The following is a 15,854-nucleotide window of genomic DNA, read 5'->3' on the forward strand; positions in this document are numbered from 1 at the left end:
GAATGAAAAATTCCATCGCATCGGGCTCGGAACTTACTCGACCCGGGTGGGCGCCGCGCCTGATCCTGCCGCCTTGGCAGGTGCCTGAGTGGGACGGCTAAAGAAGACCCGCACATGTTCCATCAGGTTCGGCACCAGGACAGAGCATATGAGCAATACGCCGATGACTGCCGTTTGGCGGTGCCCGTCAATATTCATCAGCGACATGCCGTTGCGCAGGTTGAGCACAATCAGGATAGAAAGCACGACGCCCAGCATGGAGCCCCTGCCGCCAAAAATGCTGACGCCACCGAGAAGTACCATGGTGATGATGTCGAGTTCGAAGCCATAGGCGGCATCGCCGCGTACTGAAGAAAGGCGTGCGGCATAGAGCAAGCCCGCCGCTGCGGCAATGACACCAGACATGACGTAAATTGCGGTCTTCACCCGCGCGGTGCGCACGCCGGAATAACGCGCCATTTCGGCATTGTTGCCGATGACGAAAACCTTGCGGCCAAAAGAGGTGAAGTGCAGCACATAGCCAAGGATGACCAACAGCACGATGAACAGCACGATTGAGAATGGCAGTGGGCCCACCAAAGGATCACGCGCCAGGCCGTTGAACCAATCTGGAAAGCCATTGATGCCGCGATCTTCCAGCAGCACGCGGGCAAAGCCGCGGAAGCCGATCAGCATGGCAAGCGTTGCAACCAGCGAAGGAATGCCGACATAGGTGATCCAGAACGCATTGAAGGCGCCAGCGGCGGCACCCACCGCGAGACAGATGGCAATCGCCATGACCGGATTCCAGCCACCTGAAATCAGACTGCCGAAGACGCAAGCCGCAAGCCCCATCACCGAAGCCACGGAAAGATCAATCTCGGCGCTGATGATCACGTAAGTCATGATCAGGGCAACAATTGCTTTCTCGATCGACAGCGTGAACAGGTTGATCTGGTTCTGCACGGTAAGGAATTCAGGAACGATCAGCGCATTGGCGGCCATCGTCGCGATCAGGATGACGAGCAGCAAGCCTTCCCAGGTTTTGAAGAAGCCCTTCATCTCAAACATCCTTCTTGGCGCGCAGCCGGGTGAACGACCGCGTCATGAACGTATCTGCCGCCACCGCAAGGATGATCAGCATGCCGAGCAGCGCGTCGCGCCAGAACTCGCTGATCACCTGCCAGCGCAGCAGGCTGTTTTCCAGCGTATCAACCAGTACGGTGCCGAGCACCACGCCCAGCATCGAGCCCGAGCCGCCGAAAATGTTCACACCACCGACCACGATTTCACTGACTGATTTGAACTCAAAACCAAGCCCTGCGCCCACGGTGATATTGCCGAAGCGCACCAGGAACATGAAACCGCCCAGGCCCGCCATGGCACCGGAGAGCACAAAGGCCCAGAACACCACCCGCTTGCTGTCAATGCCGGACATGATCGCCGCATCGGGATTGGAACCCACAGCATAGAGTTTGCGCGCTGAACGCAAACGGGAAAGCGCGATGCCAAAAACAAGTGCTGCCGCCAAGGCCAATGCAACCGTCATGCGCAGATCGAAGCTGCCAACAGTGAAAAGGCTCAGCTGAGGAAAATCAGCGACCCATTTGGGCATGCTGTCGGTGGTGATAGTGCGTGAGTCTGAGTATTCAATCAGCAAGGCGCGGAAGATCGCCAGCGTGCCCAGTGTGACGATGATCGAAGGTACGCGGCCGTAAGACACCAGCGTTCCATTGATCGCGCCAAAGCAACCGCCGAGGACCAGGAAGGCCACGATAGTGAGAACCGGGCCCAGATCATAATGGCCCAGCATGTCACCCATGAAGAAGGCGAGGAATCCCACCAGAGAGCCGACCGAAAGATCCACGTTACGCGTGATCACCACCAGCGCCTGTCCGATGGCGACGGGCAGGAACAAGGCCGCACTGGTCGCGATGCGGTTCAGCATGCGCGGGCTCAGGTAGTTATCGATCTGAGTCGCGAAGAACAAAATCAGCAGGACCAGCACAATGGCCAGCGCGATCAGGCGCAAATTCTGCGGATGCACTTTTTGAAGAAGAGACATCATGATGCCAAAGCCGCCTTTTCATGCTTGGCCGTGGCAATGGCCATGATTTTTTCAGGATTTGCATCGGCGATATCGAAGATTGACTTCTGCAGGCCTTCACGCATCACCACAACCCGGTCTGCCAGTGTCAGGACCTCGGGCAAATCGGATGAGATCACGATGATGGCCACGCCCTGCGATGCCAGTTCGCGGATGATGTTATGCACTTCCGTCTTGGCGCCCACATCGATGCCGCGGGTGGGTTCGTCAAAAATCAGGATGCGCGGTTTGGTCTCCAGCCATTTGGCCAGCATGACTTTCTGTTGGTTTCCGCCAGAGAGCTTGCCCACTTCGATGATCACATTTGGTGAACGGATGGAGAGCTGCTTTCTGTAGCTTTCCGCCATGACGAATTCAGATTTGCGGTCGATAAAGCCGAGCCGGCGTGTGAATTTGCCCAGCGAAGCCAACGACGCGTTGATGAAAATCGGCATCAGCATGGCAAGGCCCAGTTTGCGCCGGTCTTCCGACACATAGGCGATGCCCTGATCCATGCTGTCTTGCGGTGTTTTGATATTCACCACCTTGCCATCTATTTCGATGGTGCCACGATGCGCCGGTTCAACGCCGAAGATCGCGAGGCCAATGTCAGTGCGACGCGAACCGATCAAACCGGCAAAGCACAGGACTTCGCCCTTGTGCAGGTCAAAGGAAATGTCGCGGAACACGCCGTCGCGACCAAGACCCTTCACCGAGAGGATTTTCTCGCCCACTTTATTGGCGGCCTTCTTCACGGCGAAATCGTCTACCGCGCGGCCCACCATGTCACGCACCATTCCGGCTTGGGTGACTTCAGCGACAGGCTTGGTGGAAATGCGCTTGCCGTCGCGCATCACCGTAACGCGGTCAGCGACGACGAAAATTTCCTCAAGGCGGTGGCTGATATAGATCACGGCCACGCCGCGTTCTTTCAACGCCTTGGCAATGGCGTGCAGGCGGTCCACTTCATGGGCAGACAGCGAGGCTGTGGGCTCGTCCATGATCAGGACTTTGACATTGAGTGAGAGCGCGCGGGCAATCTCTACGGTCTGCTGCTCGGCGAGCGTGAGGCCGGAGGCCGCACGTTTCACTTCCAGCGAAACGCCCAGGCGCTTGATGATTTCTTCGGCTTCAGAATATAGCTTGCTCCAGTTCATCACAGGCGACAGGGCGCTGTGGCTGATGAAGATGTTTTCCGCCACGTCGAGATCGGGGAACACCATGGGTTCCTGGAAAATGGCAGCCACACCAACAGACTGCGCGTCCTTGGTGGTGTTGAGCGTAACAGGCTTTCCTTCCGCGAAAAGCTCGCCTGAATCCGGCTGGTACACGCCGGTCATGATCTTGATGAGCGTTGATTTACCAGCACCATTTTCGCCGACAATGGCGTGCACTTCGCCTGGGAAAATTTCCAGCGAGACGTCAGACAGTGCTGCCGTCATTCCAAAGGACTTGGAAATGTGGCTCAGCTCAAACAGAGGAGTGGTCATGGGAAACTCTGGGAAATCCGCGGCAATCTGCAAAAAGAGGCCGTCACCCGCGAGGGATGACGGCCAAACTGTCAGTTGAGGATCAGGGCTTGTCCACGTTGTCTTTGTTATAGACGGTGAACGGTCCCATGAGGATGCGCTTGGCACCCTTGCGGCCTGGATCTTCCTCGATCTTGAAGGTGCCCATGCGGCCAGCCTTGAACTCTTCGCCCACGTCACCCTTGATGGCGCCGGTGGCCAGAGCATAGGCCGTCTGATAGGTCAGGTAGCCGAGGTCGACGAAGGACCACAGAGCGAATTCCGGAGCGCAGCCTGCCTTGGTGTAGGTCACCATGTCAGACGGCAGGCCGAGGCCCGACACCTTGGTCTTGTCGCAGAGCTTTTCGTCGGTCATCGCCTTGGCTGCAGCCACGATGCCAACCGTGGTCGGCGACATGATGAGCTTCAGGTCCTTGTGCTTGTCAACGAGAGCCAGAGCGGCATTGTAGGACTTTTCCGACTGGTCATCGCCATACACAACGTCAACCAGCTTGATGCCCTTGTACTTGTCGCCCTTCAGGGTTTCCTTCATGGCGGCAATCCAGGCGTTCTGGTTTGCTGCGTCCGGGGTGGCCGAGAGAACGGCAAATTCACCGCTGCCGCCCATCGTGTCGAGGGCCATATCGGCCATCACGACGCCGATGGAACCGAAGTCCACCTGAGCGACGAATACCGATTCACCCTTGCCCGAAGGAATGGGCGAGTCCCAGGTGACAACCTTGGTGCCAGCCTTCTGGGCTGCTTCTGCAGCCGGAGCAACCTGATCACCAGCGTTGTTCGACAGCATGATCACAGCCTGCTTCTGCGTGGTGGCGTTGGTGATCATTTCGATCTGGCCAGCCACGGAGTCAGTCGGAGGCGGTGCTTCATAGGTCAGCTTGCCGGTGTTACCCAGTTCCTTGGCGGCTTCTTCAGCGCCCTGATGGGCTTGATCGAACACAATGTTGCCCGAGAATTTGGGCAGGAACACCGTGTTGATGGCGGCACCCGGCTTGGCCATCATGGCGTCGGCATAGGCCACGCCGGCCATCATGGCCGAAGCGAGAGCGGCAACGACGCCGGCCTTAACGATAGTCTTCACATTCAGCATTTGGTTTCCTCCTGTTTTGCTGTTGTCGTCCTCTCCGCCGCTCAAGCGACGGAGAATTTTTTTGTCGCTGTAGAATTCATATCCTCTTGAGCGATAATCACTTCGACACCTTGGTCACGAATATGCTTCAGAAGCTCTGCGGGTGCGCCTTCATCGGTGATCAGCGTGTGAACGCGCGAGAATTTGCAGACCACCATGCTGCCGCGCGGCTCAAATTTCGAAGAGTCCGCAACCACGATCAGCTTGTCGGCGCGCGACAGCAATTTGGTTTCCGACCGGGTGACCAGAGGATCACCTTCAATCACGCCCATGCTGGTGATCGACGAGCAGCTCATGAACATCTTGGATGCGGTGAATTGCTGGATGGCATCTTCGTCGAAGGGCGAAAGGATAATGCCCTGCTCGCGGTACACTTCGCCGCCGGCCAAGATGATCCGATTGTTGCTGGTGGCAATCAGCTCCTGAGCGATGGGAAATGAATTGGTGAGGATCTGCAGCTGCTTCTGGCGCAGGAATTCCGCCATGTACCACATGGTGGAACCGGCATTCAGGATGATGGACTCGCCATCATTGCAAAGTTGGGCGGCAGCCGCGGCCACAGCGCGCTTCTTTGCCACGTTCAAACCCTGGCTCACGCCGAAAGCGCGCGTAGCGAGATGCGGCTGCTCCGGCATTTCGCGCATTTCAATGCCGCCATGAATGCGGTTGATCTGGCCCATCTCCATCAGCTTGGTGAGATCGCGGCGGATGGTGGCAGAGGAAGCGCCAGTGGCATTGACCAGATCACGCACGCGGATCACGCCGCGCTGGCGGACTTGCGCCAAGATCAATTGCCATCTTTCCCGTTCATGCATGGGCGGGATAAACTGTTATTTCAGATGATGAGTCAATGCACTTTCGCTCATATTGCATCGCAAATCGTCATTGCGCTGCAAAACAAGTTTCAAAAATACAGAATTTGATCGAGTTAGATCGAAATCGATCAAGCATATGATCATGTCGCATCGCAAACGCTCTTTTTGCGCTGCGAAATGACGGTTTACAATTGAACCTGATCGGATTTGCTGCGTATTTTGCAAACCCGGAGGATCACCTATGCAGACCAAGTTCGACGGCAAGCGTGACAAGCGCGGAGATTGGACGCCACCCGAAGTGATCGGGTATGCGCCGATTTTTGATGGACCCTTCAGGCCGCTTGCCATCCTGAAATGGGTGTTTGGCTATCCCGGCTTTTTCCTGCCGTTTAACGTGATCTATATGGCGGTGCCGATCATCACGTGGGCTTATTTCACTCCGGCGCTGGAAAGCATGGTGACATTCCAGTTCGGCTGGATCGCTTATATTTTCATCCGCAATCTCATTCTGACTTTGGTTGTCGTAGGGGCCTGGCATCTGTGGCTTTATGTGAAGCAGTCACAAGGCACTGACTGGAAGCACACTTCAAAGTGGCTGTCGCGCGATAATCCGATCTTCCTGTTCCGCAACCAGTTGTTCGACAATCTGTTCTGGACCATCTGCAGCGCCATTCCGATCTGGACGGCTTATGAAGTGCTGACGATGTGGCTCTACGCCAATCATCTCATTCCGTTCGTGTCCTTCACTGAACATCCGATTTATTTCTGCGTGCTGATGTGCCTGGTGCCGCTGATCCGCGACCTGCATTTCTATACGATCCACCGCATCAGCCATTGGGGACCGCTCTATCGCTGGGTACATTACTTGCACCACAACAATGTGAATGTGGGGCCGTTCTCCGGGCTGGCCATGCATCCGGTCGAGCACCTACTGTATTTCTCAGGCGTGATCGTCCACTGGATCATTCCGTCGCATCCGATCCATGCGATCTTCCACTTGCAGCATGCCGGCATTACGCCGGCACAGAGCCATTCAGGTTTTGAGCGCGTGGTGATTGTCGACGGCGTGGGCGTGAAGACCGGCGATTTCTTCCACTATCTCCATCACAAATACTTCGAGTGCAATTACGGCGCTGACGGAGTGTTCCCGATGGATAAGTGGTTCGGCACTTTCCACGACGGCACCAAGGCTTCGAAAGAACGCATGGACGAGCGCTTCCTGTCTCGCGCCGCGCAGAAGGCCGCCGCCGAGGGCAACCAGCCGTGAAATATCGCACCTTCGGGCGCACCGGATGGAAGATCAGCGAAATCGGTTTCGGTGCCTGGCAGATCGGCGGCGACTGGGGCAAGGTGGATGATGACGCCTCGATCGACACACTGCATTATGCGTTTGGGAAAGGCATCAACTTTGTCGATACGGCAGAGCTTTACGGCAATGGCCATAGCGAAGAGGTTGTTGGCCGCGCGCTGAAAGCGTGGCGCGGTGACAAGATTTACGTCGCTACAAAAGTGCGTCCTATCCAATGGCCGAATCCGGATGATGATGCGCCACAGATGCGCGGGCGCTTTCCGGTCTGGTATATACGCGACAATGTGGAGAAGTCGCTGAAACGGCTGGGCGTGGAGCGCATTGATCTTTTTCAGCTCCACAGCTTTACGCCCGATGCGGTTTTGAATCTCGATTGGCTGGAAACGCTCTCGGCACTGCGCCGCGAGGGCAAGATTGATCATATTGGCATCTCGCTACGCGACTTCCGCCCGGATGAGGGGATTGATGCAGCGCGCTTCGGGCTGATCGATTCCGTGCAGGTTGTCTTCAACATGTTCGAGCAGCGCCCAGCACAACGCCTGTTTCCCGCCGGTGAGAAAACTGGCACTGCTTTCATCGCGCGCGTGCCGCTGGATTCCGGTTCGCTTGTCGGGCACTGGACGAGGGATTCTTATGCGGGCTTTGAGCCCGGCTCGCAGCCGCATCAGATGTTCCGCGGTGAACGCTTTGCTAAAACCTTGAAACGGGTCGAGGCATTGAAGGCTTTGTGCAAACCCCACTACGACACGCTGGCCGAAGCCGCGATGCGCTATGTGTTAAGTGCGCCGCAGCTTTCAACACTAATACCGGGCATGAAGAACCGCGCGGAGGTTGATATGAATATCGTCTATAGCGATGGCGATGTATTTCCGGAGTCTTTGAAGGCGGCGCTCGCAGGCCACAGCTGGATCAGGAACTACTATCAGTGACAAATTACGCCGATGTGCAATTTGAATATCTGCTGCCGTGGCAATTGCGCGAACGGGTTGCTTCACGCCCGGTGGCTTATATTCCGCTGGGCACTTATGAATGGCATGGCGAGCATTTGCCGGTGGGGTTGGATTCGCTCACCTCGCACGGCCTGTGCCTGCGTGCTGCGATGGTGGATGGTGGCATAGCCTTTCCGCCGCATTACTACGGCACAGGTGGCGGGCATGGCGCTTATCCTTGGACCATTATCAAAGACAATCCAGATGAAATCGAAAGCCAGTTGCACTTCACGCTGCAGCGGATGGAAACATTTGGCTTCAAGCTGGCCGTGTTGTTCTCGGGCCACTTTGCCGACACGCAGCTGGACATGATCGACCGCGTTGCCAGTCGCTGGAACAGCAAGGACGGCGCGCTGAAAGTTTTCGCTACGGCGGTGAACCGCATCGAAGGGCTGGCCATCGGGCCCGATCATGCTGCACTGTTTGAGACGACATTGCTGGTGGCGATGCATCCGGAACTGGTGCATCTGGAAAACCTGGCGGACACACCATTGCCTGTGGATGAGAATCCCTTCGGCACGCAACGTCACGACACAGCGCATCCGCTCTACGGCATTTTCGGGCCAGACCCGCGCAAGTTCAACCCCGCGCAAGCCAAACCGCTGCTTGATGCGAGCGTGGCCTGGCTGGTAAGCCAAGTGCGAAAACATATTCCCACGAAAGACCAAAACACATGAGCACCAACTGGATTGAAGCATGCGCCGCCGAGGCGATCCCGCTGGAAGACGTGATCCGCTTTGATCACGCCGGCAAGACCTATGCGATCTACCGCTCGCCTGAAGACAAGTATTTCGCCACCGACGGGCTGTGCACGCACGAGAAAATTCATCTGGCTGATGGCTTGGTGATGGACCATCAGATCGAATGCCCCAAGCATAATGGTGTGTTCGATTATACGACGGGTGCGGCCAAGGGCGCGCCGGTCTGCATCAATCTCAAAACCTATCCGGTCAAGGTTGAGAGCGGCAAAGTCTTTATCAGCGTGGCTTAAGCGGCTTCGGCCTTCAAGCCGCCCTGGCGTTCGATGAAGGCCACGATATCATCCACGCCCTTGAGGCGCAGCAGATCAGTGAACACAAACGGACGGTGGCCGCGCTGTGCCTTGGCATCGCGGTCCATCACGTCCAGATCAGCCATGACATGCGGCGCCAGATCGGCCTTGTTGATGATCAGCAGATCAGAGCGCGTGATAGCAGGCCCACCCTTGCGCGGGATTTTCTCGCCTTGGCAGACCGAGATCACATAGAGCGTAATGTCGGCCAGCTCCGGTGAGAAAGTGGCAGAGAGATTATCGCCGCCCGATTCGATGAAAATGATGTCGAGATCGGGAATGCGCTTCACCATTTCATCAATGGCGGCCAAATTGATCGACGCATCTTCGCGGATGGCCGTGTGTGGGCAGCCGCCGGTTTCCACGCCCATGATGCGGTTCTCCGGTAGCGCCTGCAACCGGTTCAGGATCAGCGCATCTTCCTTGGTGTAAATGTCATTGGTGATGGCGGCGACGGAATACCGGCTACGCATCGCCTTGCAAAGTTTTTCCGTCAGCGTGGTCTTGCCGGAACCGACCGGGCCGCCGATGCCGATGCGCAGGGGACCGTGTTTCATGTGCGGAAAATCCTTGGTTCGAGTGTCTCGTGTTTCATGGCGGCGATATCAGCACCGATGCAAGCGCCGCCAATGTCATCCAGTGCGGCACTTTGCGCGCGCGTAGCGGTTTCAGCAATGAGCGGGGCAAGATCACGCAGCACTTCAAGTCCGCGCGTCTGGCCCAACGGGATGAGGCGCACGGCGACGGAGACTTGCGCAGCGCAGAATCCTTGCAGGAACGCGATCAGAGCTTGCGTTTGATCAATGCCAGCTTTTGCGCAGGCACGGCCGGCGGCCACGCTATAGGCCATTTCACCTTCGGGCTTGCCGGTGTTCAGCCACACATCCGCAGCGATGCCGAAGTTGCGGCCCAGATGGGTGGATTCATTGTAGCGCTCGGCGGAGCTTGAAAGTGCCAAGGCGAGTTCATTGAGCTCGGCAACATCATCCTGCCAGCAGCGCGCGAACAGCACGGCATCATTCCAGCCAGACCCTTGCGTGATCAGATCACTGAGCCACGAATTCACATCTTCGGCCGTCTTCAAACGTTCATCGGCGATGGCCTGTTCCATGCCGTGGCTGTAGGCGAAAGCGCCGATGGGAAATGTTGGCGACATCCAGTTCAGCAGCAACAGAAGCTGGGATGTTTCAGTGGGCATGGGCATAGGCGCCATTTTCGGGTGAGAATTTCTCGCGCACTGGCTTCACCATTGCGCCCTGGCCTTCCAGCATTTTGGCGATCACATGATCAAGGCGGATCAAGATCCTATGCCGTTCAATCTGCGCTTCGAGATGCCTGTTGCCAATATGCCAGGCCAGCTTGGCCAGATGCGTTTGGTTGGCACCGCGCACCTCCAGCAGGTCTTCTTCCTGCGCAGCAATCTGCACGAGACGACCATCATCGAGAACGAAGCAATCGCCATCTTCCAGCTTGGCCGTCTTCTCAAAATCGACCAGCAGCTCGGTGCCGTCTTCCAGCACCAAAAGCTTACGGCGCAGATGGCGCTCCTGCGCTTCCAGATTGATGCTGGTGAAAGGCTTTTCCAGCACAAAATTGGCGCGAGCAAAGCGCGTGGTACGCAGCGTCGTCATCAGAACAGGAAATATCTCTGTGCCATGGGAAGAGATGTGGCCGGTTCACAGGTCAACAGCTCACCATCGGCGCGCACTTCATAGGTTTCGGGATCGACTTCGATTTTTGGTGTGGCGTTGTTCAGCACCATGTCTTTCTTGGTGATGCCGCCGCGGGTATTTTTCACTGCTACCATTCTCTTTTCGGTGCCGAGTTTCTGTTGCAACCCATCGGCCAGTGCAGCTTGCGATACAAAGACGATGGACGATGATGTACGCAGCTTGCCGAAGCTGGCAAACATCGGGCGATAGTGCACCGGCTGCGGTGTGGGAATCGAAGCATTGGGGTCGCCCATAGGTGCCGCTGCAATGGAGCCGCCGAGCAGAACCATTTCCGGTTTCACGCCGAAAAAGGCCGGGTTCCACACAACAAGATCAGCGCGCTTGCCAACCGCGATGGAGCCCACTTCGTGGCCGAGGCCATGCGCCACCGCCGGATTAATCGTGTATTTCGCGATGTAGCGGCGGGCGCGGAAATTGTCGTTGCCTTTATCTTCGGCCAGTGCGCCACGCTGCTGGCGCATTTTATGCGCCGTTTGCCAGCAGCGCATGATCACTTCGCCCACGCGGCCCATGGCCTGGCTGTCGGACGAGAACATCGAGAAGACGCCCATGTCATGCAGGATGTCTTCGGCGGCAATCGTTTCTTTACGAATACGGCTTTCGGCAAACGCAATATCTTCTGCGATGCGCGGGCTGAGATGGTGGCAGACCATCAGCATGTCCAAATGCTCGGCCACAGTGTTGATCGTGTAGGGGCGCGTCGGATTTGTGGAAGACGGCAGCACGTTCGGAAGTGACGCCACTTTGATGATGTCCGGCGCGTGGCCGCCGCCTGCGCCTTCGGTGTGGAAGGTGTGGATGGTGCGGCCTTTGAAGGCGGCGACCGAGGCTTCAACGAAGCCGGACTCGTTCAAAGTATCTGTATGGATGGCCACTTGCACGTCATGCGCGTCTGCCACGGCGAGGCAATTATCGATGGCGGCGGGCGTGGTGCCCCAGTCTTCATGCAGTTTGAGGCCGCACGCGCCAGCCAGAATCATTTCTTCCAGTGGCGCTGGCAGAGACGCATTGCCCTTGCCCATGATGCCCAGATTCATTGGGAAGGCATCGAAGGATTCGATCATGCGCTGGGCATGCCAAGCGCCGGTACAGGTGGTGGCCAGTGTGCCATGCGCAGGACCCGTGCCGCCGCCCAGCATGGTGGTGACGCCGGAATAGAGCGCCTCTTCCAATTGTTGGGGCGCGATGAAATGGATATGGCTGTCGATGCCGCCCGCCGTTATGATCTTGCCTTCACCGGCGATGATCTCGGTGGAGGGGCCGATGATGATGGTCACGGCGTTCTGCGTGTCGGGGTTGCCGGCCTTGCCGATGGCGGCGATGCGGCCATCCTTCAGGCCGATATCGGCCTTGTATATGCCGGTGTGATCGAGGATCAGCGCGTTGGTGATGACAGTGTCCATCGCACCTTCAGCACGTGTGGCCTGGCTTTGCCCCATGCCGTCACGGATGACTTTGCCGCCACCGAATTTCACTTCCTCGCCCAGCAAAGTGAAATCCTTTTCCACTTCGATGATCAGATCGGTATCAGCAAGACGCACCTTGTCGCCCACGGTGGGGCCATACATCTGCGCATAGGTTTGACGGGAAATGCGCGCCATTTAGAGTGCCCCCATGATTTTCTGCTGGAAGCCATAAACCTTGCGCGCGCCACCCAGTGGCACAAGCATCACTTCGCGCTTCTGGCCCGGCTCGAAACGCACGGCGGTTCCGGCGGCGATGTCGAGGCGCATGCCGCGGGCTTTTTCGCGGTCGAAGCTCAGGCCTTCGTTGGTTTCATAAAAGTGATAGTGACTGCCGACTTGCACTGGGCGGTCGCCGGTGTTGGCAACTTCGATGGTCACGGTCTTGGCACCCACATTGAGTTCAATGTCGCCGGGTTTGGTGATGATTTCGCCTGGGATCATTTCGGCCTCAACGGATCGGATGATGAACGGTGACCAGCTTGGTGCCGTCCGGGAAAGTGGCTTCGACCTGCACATCGTGGATCATCTCGGCGATGCCATCCATGCAATCGGATTTCTTGACCACATAGGCGGCCTTTTCCATCAGGTCGGCCACCGATTTTCCGTCACGTGCGCCTTCAACCACAAATTCTGTGATGAGGGCGATCGCTTCCGGGTGATTGAGTTTCACGCCACGCTCTTTGCGGCTGCGCGCCACGATGGCGGCCATGGCCACCAGCAGCTTGTCTTTTTCGCGTGGTGTAAGTTGCATCCCCGTTCCTCAAAATGCCCAAATATGTGGCACTGGCTTGCCGCCCGACAGAGCAGCAACCGCCCGCGCCAGCCGCTTTTTCAATGAATAGCCATCTTCATCCACCAGCCTAGCAACTCCCTTGCCATTCCAGCAGGAAAAGCCATCTTTTTCAGCGAGCAGCGGGTGCAGCGATTTGGCCCGCTGTTCCACATCGGGGGCGATGCAAATCAGGGTTGCCATGGCCTGTGCCGAGCCGAGGGACGCGGCCCCGCGCGGGAGGTGGGGACCAAGCTTCAGGCGTTCGGCGTGCATTAGTTTGCCGGCGCGCTTCACATCCCAGCTGTCCTGCAAGTGGCATACATTGAGAATTTCGCCCATGGCAGCGCGGCCGAAGATGATGCTTTCGAGGCCGATGAAACTGGCCCCATCCTCCAGCTCGACATTGATGCGCCTGGAGAGGGACGAGCCTTCATAGAGGATGGTTTCCTGCGGCAGCCAAGAGAGGCTGGCGCCTGCGGCGACCTTCAGGCGGTTGGTGACCTGCGCTGCGGGGCCGAGGCTGCGATAGACGCGCTCTGCCGCCTGGCTGGTGAGTGCGAGGCTAGCACCCTCTTCCACGTCAATTTCCACCTGCTGCTTGTCGCCACCGGCAAGGCCGCCGCTGGTGTTGATCAGGATCGCTTGCTGCGCGCCCTTGGGCAGGCGCAGTTTGGTGGAACCGGCTTCGCGAAAATGGACGACACCTTGCGGGCCGAAAGTCAGCCGCACTTCGCCCACGCTGCGCTGGGCGTGGAAAGTATCAGACGGGCTTTCGAGTGGTTTCATACGGGCACGCTATCGCGGGGCCTACAGCACGGCAAGCTATTCGATGGCTGGATAAATGCCGCCCAGCACGCGTGAGAAATGGCTGACAACGTTTTCATTGCAGTTGCAGGAGCGCTGCTGCAGGGCCTCCTTGTTGGTCACGGTAACAAAGCCGCGCGCTGTTTTGAGAATGCCATCGCTGACGAATTTGCGCAGCACGCGGGTGGTGTAGCTGCGGCCCACGCCCAGCATGGAGGCCAAATCATCATGGCTGAGATGCACTTCCATCTGGCCGGTGCGGCTGGTCTCATCCAAAATCCATTTGGCGGCGCGCTGCTCGATATTATGGATGGCGTTGCAGGCGCTGGCCTGGAACATTTGTGCCATCAGGCAATCGGCATAACGCTCGAACATCCGGCGGAAGGTCAGGGATTGATCCTTGGCGGCCTGCACCCTGTTCATTTCTACACTCAGGAACGGGCCGCCGAATTTCACTGCAATCAGACAGTAAGCGGGCAGGCCACCGGCGCTGACAATGCCGCCTACGCCACCTTCGCGCCCCACCAAAACAGTCTGCACGTTATGGCCATCAATATTGGCGACCGCATAGGACACCAGACTGGCACCCACTGGAAAATGCACCCGCGTCACATCATCGCCGGGGCGGTAAAGCACATCGCCATCAGCGCGCGTTTCACGCAACAGATGCGGCTTGATCAAATTGAAATCGCCATCGCGCAGTGCTGACAGCAGCACATTGTCCGGTCGCAGGCTTGCTATATTCATGTCCTCTTCCCCGGCTCTCTCCTAGCACAAAAATTCTGCCAGATTATGTTCACTAGTGAACATACCATTCCCTGTTTTTCAATAGATTGACGGCTTGAGGGGGAAATGGATGACGCAATCTAACAAAGACATCCAATTGCGGTTGGAGCTGATCGCCAAAAACGAGGCACGCATCGCCGAGCTTGTCGCGGCACTCTGGAAGCTTGAAATCGTCGATACCGAAAGCCTGCGGCAGGAAGAATATGCTTTGCGCAAGCAGAACGCCGTTTACCGGCGCGAGATCGTCGACCTCACGGGCAAAAAGGACGTTTAGGGAATTGGAGGCCCCGCCTGGACTCGAACCAAGATATGCGAGTTTGCACCCCGCCGCGTAACTTCCGCCACGGGGCCTCTGACTGGAAATATACCACGGCTGGCTGCTTGCGGCCTTAACAGATTCGTTGCATGGGGTTAAACCCGGCAACAGAGTCAGCAATTCCTTAACATGGCGGCACAATCAAATCTGCGCGGCATCATCTATATGCTGATCAGCGGCGCAACCTTCGTGATCAATGACAGCTTCATGAAGCTGACGATGCAGGATCTGCCGCCCTACCAGACGCTGGTGATGCGCGGCAGCTTCGGGCTGATCTTCGCGCTGATGCTGCTCAAATATAATGGCGAGCTTTCTTTCCGCAGCAGCATGATCTCGAAGCCGCTGGTGATGCGCGGGCTTTTCGAGACGGGCGCCATCCTCACTTATATTATCGGACTCGCTTACGCGCCCATCGGTGATGTGACAGCGATTTTCCAAACGACACCCTTGCTGGTGATCCTGGGCCTTATCGTGATCTACCGCGAAAAGACCTCCTGGTTGCGGCTTGCTCTCATTGTGATCGGATTCCTGGGTGCGCTTCTGGTGGCCCAACCAGGACGTGGCACGGTTTCGCCGGTGGTGATGATTGCGTTCGTCTCCGCCGCCTTTGCGGCGATCCGCGATCTCGCCGCACGGCAGATTTCGTCCAGCGTGCCCGCGATGATTTCTACCACGGCGCTGATCATCATGGTGCTGACCGGTTCGGCCATTTGCGGCCTGCTGTTCGAGCATTGGCTGGTGCCCTCGCCACGGCACTTCGTTCTGGCGGTGGGCTCCGGCCTGTTCATGATGCTGGGCCATCACTTCACCTTGCTGGCTTATCGGAACGCGTCGGCCCAGGCCGTAGCGCCGTTCTACTATGCCTTCATGGTTTTTGCGGTGATCTCCGGCCTGGTGATATTCGGCGATGTGCCCAACCTGATCAGCCTGGCCGGCATGGCGGTGATCGTGGTGAGCGGGCTGTTCCTGCTGACGCTGGAGAAAAAGCCGCTTCCGCCTTCCACACTGGAATGAAACCGGCCTGAGCGGCGCTCGTCATTTCGGCCAAGGTCGGAATCGGTGTGCCCTTTGCCGGACAGCGCCATACTTC

19 protein-coding genes and 1 tRNA gene are annotated in these 15,854 nt (G+C 57.4%); 6 read left to right on the forward strand and 14 right to left on the reverse strand.

What is annotated here, in order from left to right; all coding sequences use genetic code 11:
• Nucleotides 1–33 precede the first annotated feature (33 nt).
• The 5 genes from F8B91_RS11270 to F8B91_RS11290 form a co-directional block, all read right to left on the reverse strand.
• Nucleotides 34–1,041: an ABC transporter permease gene (locus F8B91_RS11270; RefSeq protein ID WP_196503789.1), complete on the reverse strand. Its 1,008-nt coding sequence runs from the start codon at nt 1,039–1,041 to the stop codon at nt 34–36.
• 1 nt (nt 1,042) lies between these two features.
• On the reverse strand, nt 1,043–2,047 hold the full coding sequence (locus F8B91_RS11275; RefSeq protein ID WP_196503790.1) for an ABC transporter permease: 1,005 nt from the start codon (nt 2,045–2,047) through the stop codon (nt 1,043–1,045).
• Nucleotides 2,044–3,555: a sugar ABC transporter ATP-binding protein gene (locus tag F8B91_RS11280; protein ID WP_196503791.1), complete on the reverse strand. Its 1,512-nt coding sequence runs from the start codon at nt 3,553–3,555 to the stop codon at nt 2,044–2,046. Before F8B91_RS11280 ends, F8B91_RS11275 begins: the two co-directional genes overlap by 4 nt.
• Before the next feature lie 82 nt (nt 3,556–3,637).
• Nucleotides 3,638–4,684 (reverse strand): rhamnose ABC transporter substrate-binding protein, encoded by a 1,047-nt coding sequence (locus tag F8B91_RS11285; protein WP_196503792.1) that lies wholly within the window; start codon nt 4,682–4,684, stop codon nt 3,638–3,640.
• Nucleotides 4,685–4,725: 41 nt separating this feature from the next.
• Nucleotides 4,726–5,538, reverse strand: coding sequence for a DeoR/GlpR family DNA-binding transcription regulator (locus tag F8B91_RS11290; protein WP_196503793.1), 813 nt, complete (start codon nt 5,536–5,538; stop codon nt 4,726–4,728).
• A 241-nt stretch (nt 5,539–5,779) separates the two neighbouring features.
• On the opposite strand from F8B91_RS11290, the gene F8B91_RS11295 reads away from it, so the two are divergent.
• Genes F8B91_RS11295 through F8B91_RS11310 form a run of 4 tightly spaced genes read left to right on the forward strand, consistent with a single transcriptional unit; the run spans nt 5,780 to nt 8,827 of the window.
• Complete coding sequence (locus tag F8B91_RS11295; RefSeq protein WP_196503794.1) at nt 5,780–6,805, forward strand: sterol desaturase family protein; 1,026 nt, start codon at nt 5,780–5,782, stop codon at nt 6,803–6,805.
• Nucleotides 6,802–7,776, forward strand: coding sequence for an aldo/keto reductase (locus tag F8B91_RS11300; RefSeq protein ID WP_196503795.1), 975 nt, complete (start codon nt 6,802–6,804; stop codon nt 7,774–7,776). Before F8B91_RS11295 ends, F8B91_RS11300 begins: the two co-directional genes overlap by 4 nt.
• Nucleotides 7,773–8,513, forward strand: coding sequence for a creatininase family protein (locus F8B91_RS11305; protein ID WP_196503796.1), 741 nt, complete (start codon nt 7,773–7,775; stop codon nt 8,511–8,513). Before F8B91_RS11300 ends, F8B91_RS11305 begins: the two co-directional genes overlap by 4 nt.
• Nucleotides 8,510–8,827 carry a MocE family 2Fe-2S type ferredoxin gene (locus tag F8B91_RS11310; RefSeq protein WP_196503797.1) on the forward strand — a complete coding sequence of 106 codons (318 nt, stop codon included), beginning with the start codon at nt 8,510–8,512 and terminating at the stop codon, nt 8,825–8,827. The genes F8B91_RS11305 and F8B91_RS11310 overlap by 4 nt, the downstream gene beginning before the upstream one ends.
• Here the strand turns inward: F8B91_RS11310 and ureG are convergent.
• Genes ureG through F8B91_RS11350 form a run of 8 tightly spaced genes read right to left on the reverse strand, consistent with a single transcriptional unit; the run spans nt 8,824 to nt 14,409 of the window.
• The gene (gene ureG / locus F8B91_RS11315) at nt 8,824–9,444 is read right to left on the reverse strand and encodes an urease accessory protein UreG (protein ID WP_196503798.1); all 621 of its coding nucleotides are present in this window, start codon (nt 9,442–9,444) and stop codon (nt 8,824–8,826) included. The two genes, F8B91_RS11310 and ureG, sit on opposite strands and share 4 nt — an antisense overlap.
• Entirely contained in the window at nt 9,441–10,085 is a 645-nt protein-coding gene (locus F8B91_RS11320) for an urease accessory protein UreF (RefSeq protein ID WP_196503799.1), read from the reverse strand. The genes ureG and F8B91_RS11320 overlap by 4 nt, the downstream gene beginning before the upstream one ends.
• A complete protein-coding gene (locus tag F8B91_RS11325) occupies nt 10,075–10,518 on the reverse strand; it encodes an urease accessory protein UreE (protein ID WP_196503800.1) in 444 nt (147 codons plus the stop codon). The genes F8B91_RS11320 and F8B91_RS11325 overlap by 11 nt, the downstream gene beginning before the upstream one ends.
• Nucleotides 10,518–12,221, reverse strand: a complete 1,704-nt coding sequence (gene ureC, locus F8B91_RS11330) for an urease subunit alpha (protein ID WP_196503801.1) — start codon at nt 12,219–12,221, stop codon at nt 10,518–10,520. Before ureC ends, F8B91_RS11325 begins: the two co-directional genes overlap by 1 nt.
• The gene (locus F8B91_RS11335; RefSeq protein WP_196503802.1) at nt 12,222–12,527 is read right to left on the reverse strand and encodes an urease subunit beta; all 306 of its coding nucleotides are present in this window, start codon (nt 12,525–12,527) and stop codon (nt 12,222–12,224) included. It abuts the gene before it with no gap.
• Nucleotides 12,528–12,534: 7 nt separating this feature from the next.
• Nucleotides 12,535–12,837 carry an urease subunit gamma gene (locus tag F8B91_RS11340; protein WP_196503803.1) on the reverse strand — a complete coding sequence of 101 codons (303 nt, stop codon included), beginning with the start codon at nt 12,835–12,837 and terminating at the stop codon, nt 12,535–12,537.
• Between the two features lie 9 nt (nt 12,838–12,846).
• Entirely contained in the window at nt 12,847–13,644 is a 798-nt protein-coding gene (locus tag F8B91_RS11345; protein WP_196503804.1) for an urease accessory protein UreD, read from the reverse strand.
• Between the two features lie 36 nt (nt 13,645–13,680).
• Complete coding sequence (locus F8B91_RS11350) at nt 13,681–14,409, reverse strand: Crp/Fnr family transcriptional regulator (RefSeq protein WP_196503805.1); 729 nt, start codon at nt 14,407–14,409, stop codon at nt 13,681–13,683.
• A gap of 109 nt (nt 14,410–14,518) precedes the next feature.
• Between F8B91_RS11350 and F8B91_RS11355 the strand changes: the two genes are divergently transcribed.
• Nucleotides 14,519–14,722 (forward strand): hypothetical protein, encoded by a 204-nt coding sequence (locus F8B91_RS11355; protein ID WP_196503806.1) that lies wholly within the window; start codon nt 14,519–14,521, stop codon nt 14,720–14,722.
• Between the two features lie 5 nt (nt 14,723–14,727).
• Here F8B91_RS11355 and F8B91_RS11360 read toward each other — a convergent pair.
• Nucleotides 14,728–14,799 (reverse strand) — tRNA-Cys (locus F8B91_RS11360).
• 94 nt (nt 14,800–14,893) lie between these two features.
• Between F8B91_RS11360 and F8B91_RS11365 the strand changes: the two genes are divergently transcribed.
• Nucleotides 14,894–15,778 carry a DMT family transporter gene (locus F8B91_RS11365; protein ID WP_196503807.1) on the forward strand — a complete coding sequence of 295 codons (885 nt, stop codon included), beginning with the start codon at nt 14,894–14,896 and terminating at the stop codon, nt 15,776–15,778.
• Nucleotides 15,779–15,854 lie beyond the last annotated feature (76 nt).

This window comes from Aestuariivirga litoralis (assembly GCF_015714715.1).
Taxonomy (GTDB): Bacteria; Pseudomonadota; Alphaproteobacteria; order Rhizobiales; family Aestuariivirgaceae; genus Aestuariivirga; species Aestuariivirga litoralis_A.

Bases quoted from the DNA above. Each gene is read 5' to 3' on its own strand.
- F8B91_RS11335 (WP_196503802.1), bottom strand. From the start codon at position 12,527: ATGATCCCAGGCGAAATCATCACCAAACCCGGCGACATTGAACTCAAT.
- F8B91_RS11325 (WP_196503800.1), bottom strand. From the start codon at position 10,518: ATGACGACGCTGCGTACCACGCGCTTTGCTCGCGCCAATTTTGTGCTG.
- F8B91_RS11350 (WP_196503805.1), bottom strand. From the start codon at position 14,409: ATGAATATAGCAAGCCTGCGACCGGACAATGTGCTGCTGTCAGCACTG.
- ureC (WP_196503801.1), bottom strand. From the start codon at position 12,221: ATGGCGCGCATTTCCCGTCAAACCTATGCGCAGATGTATGGCCCCACC.
- F8B91_RS11295 (WP_196503794.1), top strand. From the start codon at position 5,780: ATGCAGACCAAGTTCGACGGCAAGCGTGACAAGCGCGGAGATTGGACG.
- F8B91_RS11285 (WP_196503792.1), bottom strand. From the start codon at position 4,684: ATGCTGAATGTGAAGACTATCGTTAAGGCCGGCGTCGTTGCCGCTCTC.
- F8B91_RS11310 (WP_196503797.1), top strand. From the start codon at position 8,510: ATGAGCACCAACTGGATTGAAGCATGCGCCGCCGAGGCGATCCCGCTG.
- ureG (WP_196503798.1), bottom strand. From the start codon at position 9,444: ATGAAACACGGTCCCCTGCGCATCGGCATCGGCGGCCCGGTCGGTTCC.
- F8B91_RS11290 (WP_196503793.1), bottom strand. From the start codon at position 5,538: ATGCATGAACGGGAAAGATGGCAATTGATCTTGGCGCAAGTCCGCCAG.
- F8B91_RS11355 (WP_196503806.1), top strand. From the start codon at position 14,519: ATGACGCAATCTAACAAAGACATCCAATTGCGGTTGGAGCTGATCGCC.
- F8B91_RS11280 (WP_196503791.1), bottom strand. From the start codon at position 3,555: ATGACCACTCCTCTGTTTGAGCTGAGCCACATTTCCAAGTCCTTTGGA.
- F8B91_RS11270 (WP_196503789.1), bottom strand. From the start codon at position 1,041: ATGAAGGGCTTCTTCAAAACCTGGGAAGGCTTGCTGCTCGTCATCCTG.
- F8B91_RS11275 (WP_196503790.1), bottom strand. From the start codon at position 2,047: ATGATGTCTCTTCTTCAAAAAGTGCATCCGCAGAATTTGCGCCTGATC.
- F8B91_RS11340 (WP_196503803.1), bottom strand. From the start codon at position 12,837: ATGCAACTTACACCACGCGAAAAAGACAAGCTGCTGGTGGCCATGGCC.
- F8B91_RS11320 (WP_196503799.1), bottom strand. From the start codon at position 10,085: ATGCCCACTGAAACATCCCAGCTTCTGTTGCTGCTGAACTGGATGTCG.
- F8B91_RS11345 (WP_196503804.1), bottom strand. From the start codon at position 13,644: ATGAAACCACTCGAAAGCCCGTCTGATACTTTCCACGCCCAGCGCAGC.
- F8B91_RS11365 (WP_196503807.1), top strand. From the start codon at position 14,894: ATGGCGGCACAATCAAATCTGCGCGGCATCATCTATATGCTGATCAGC.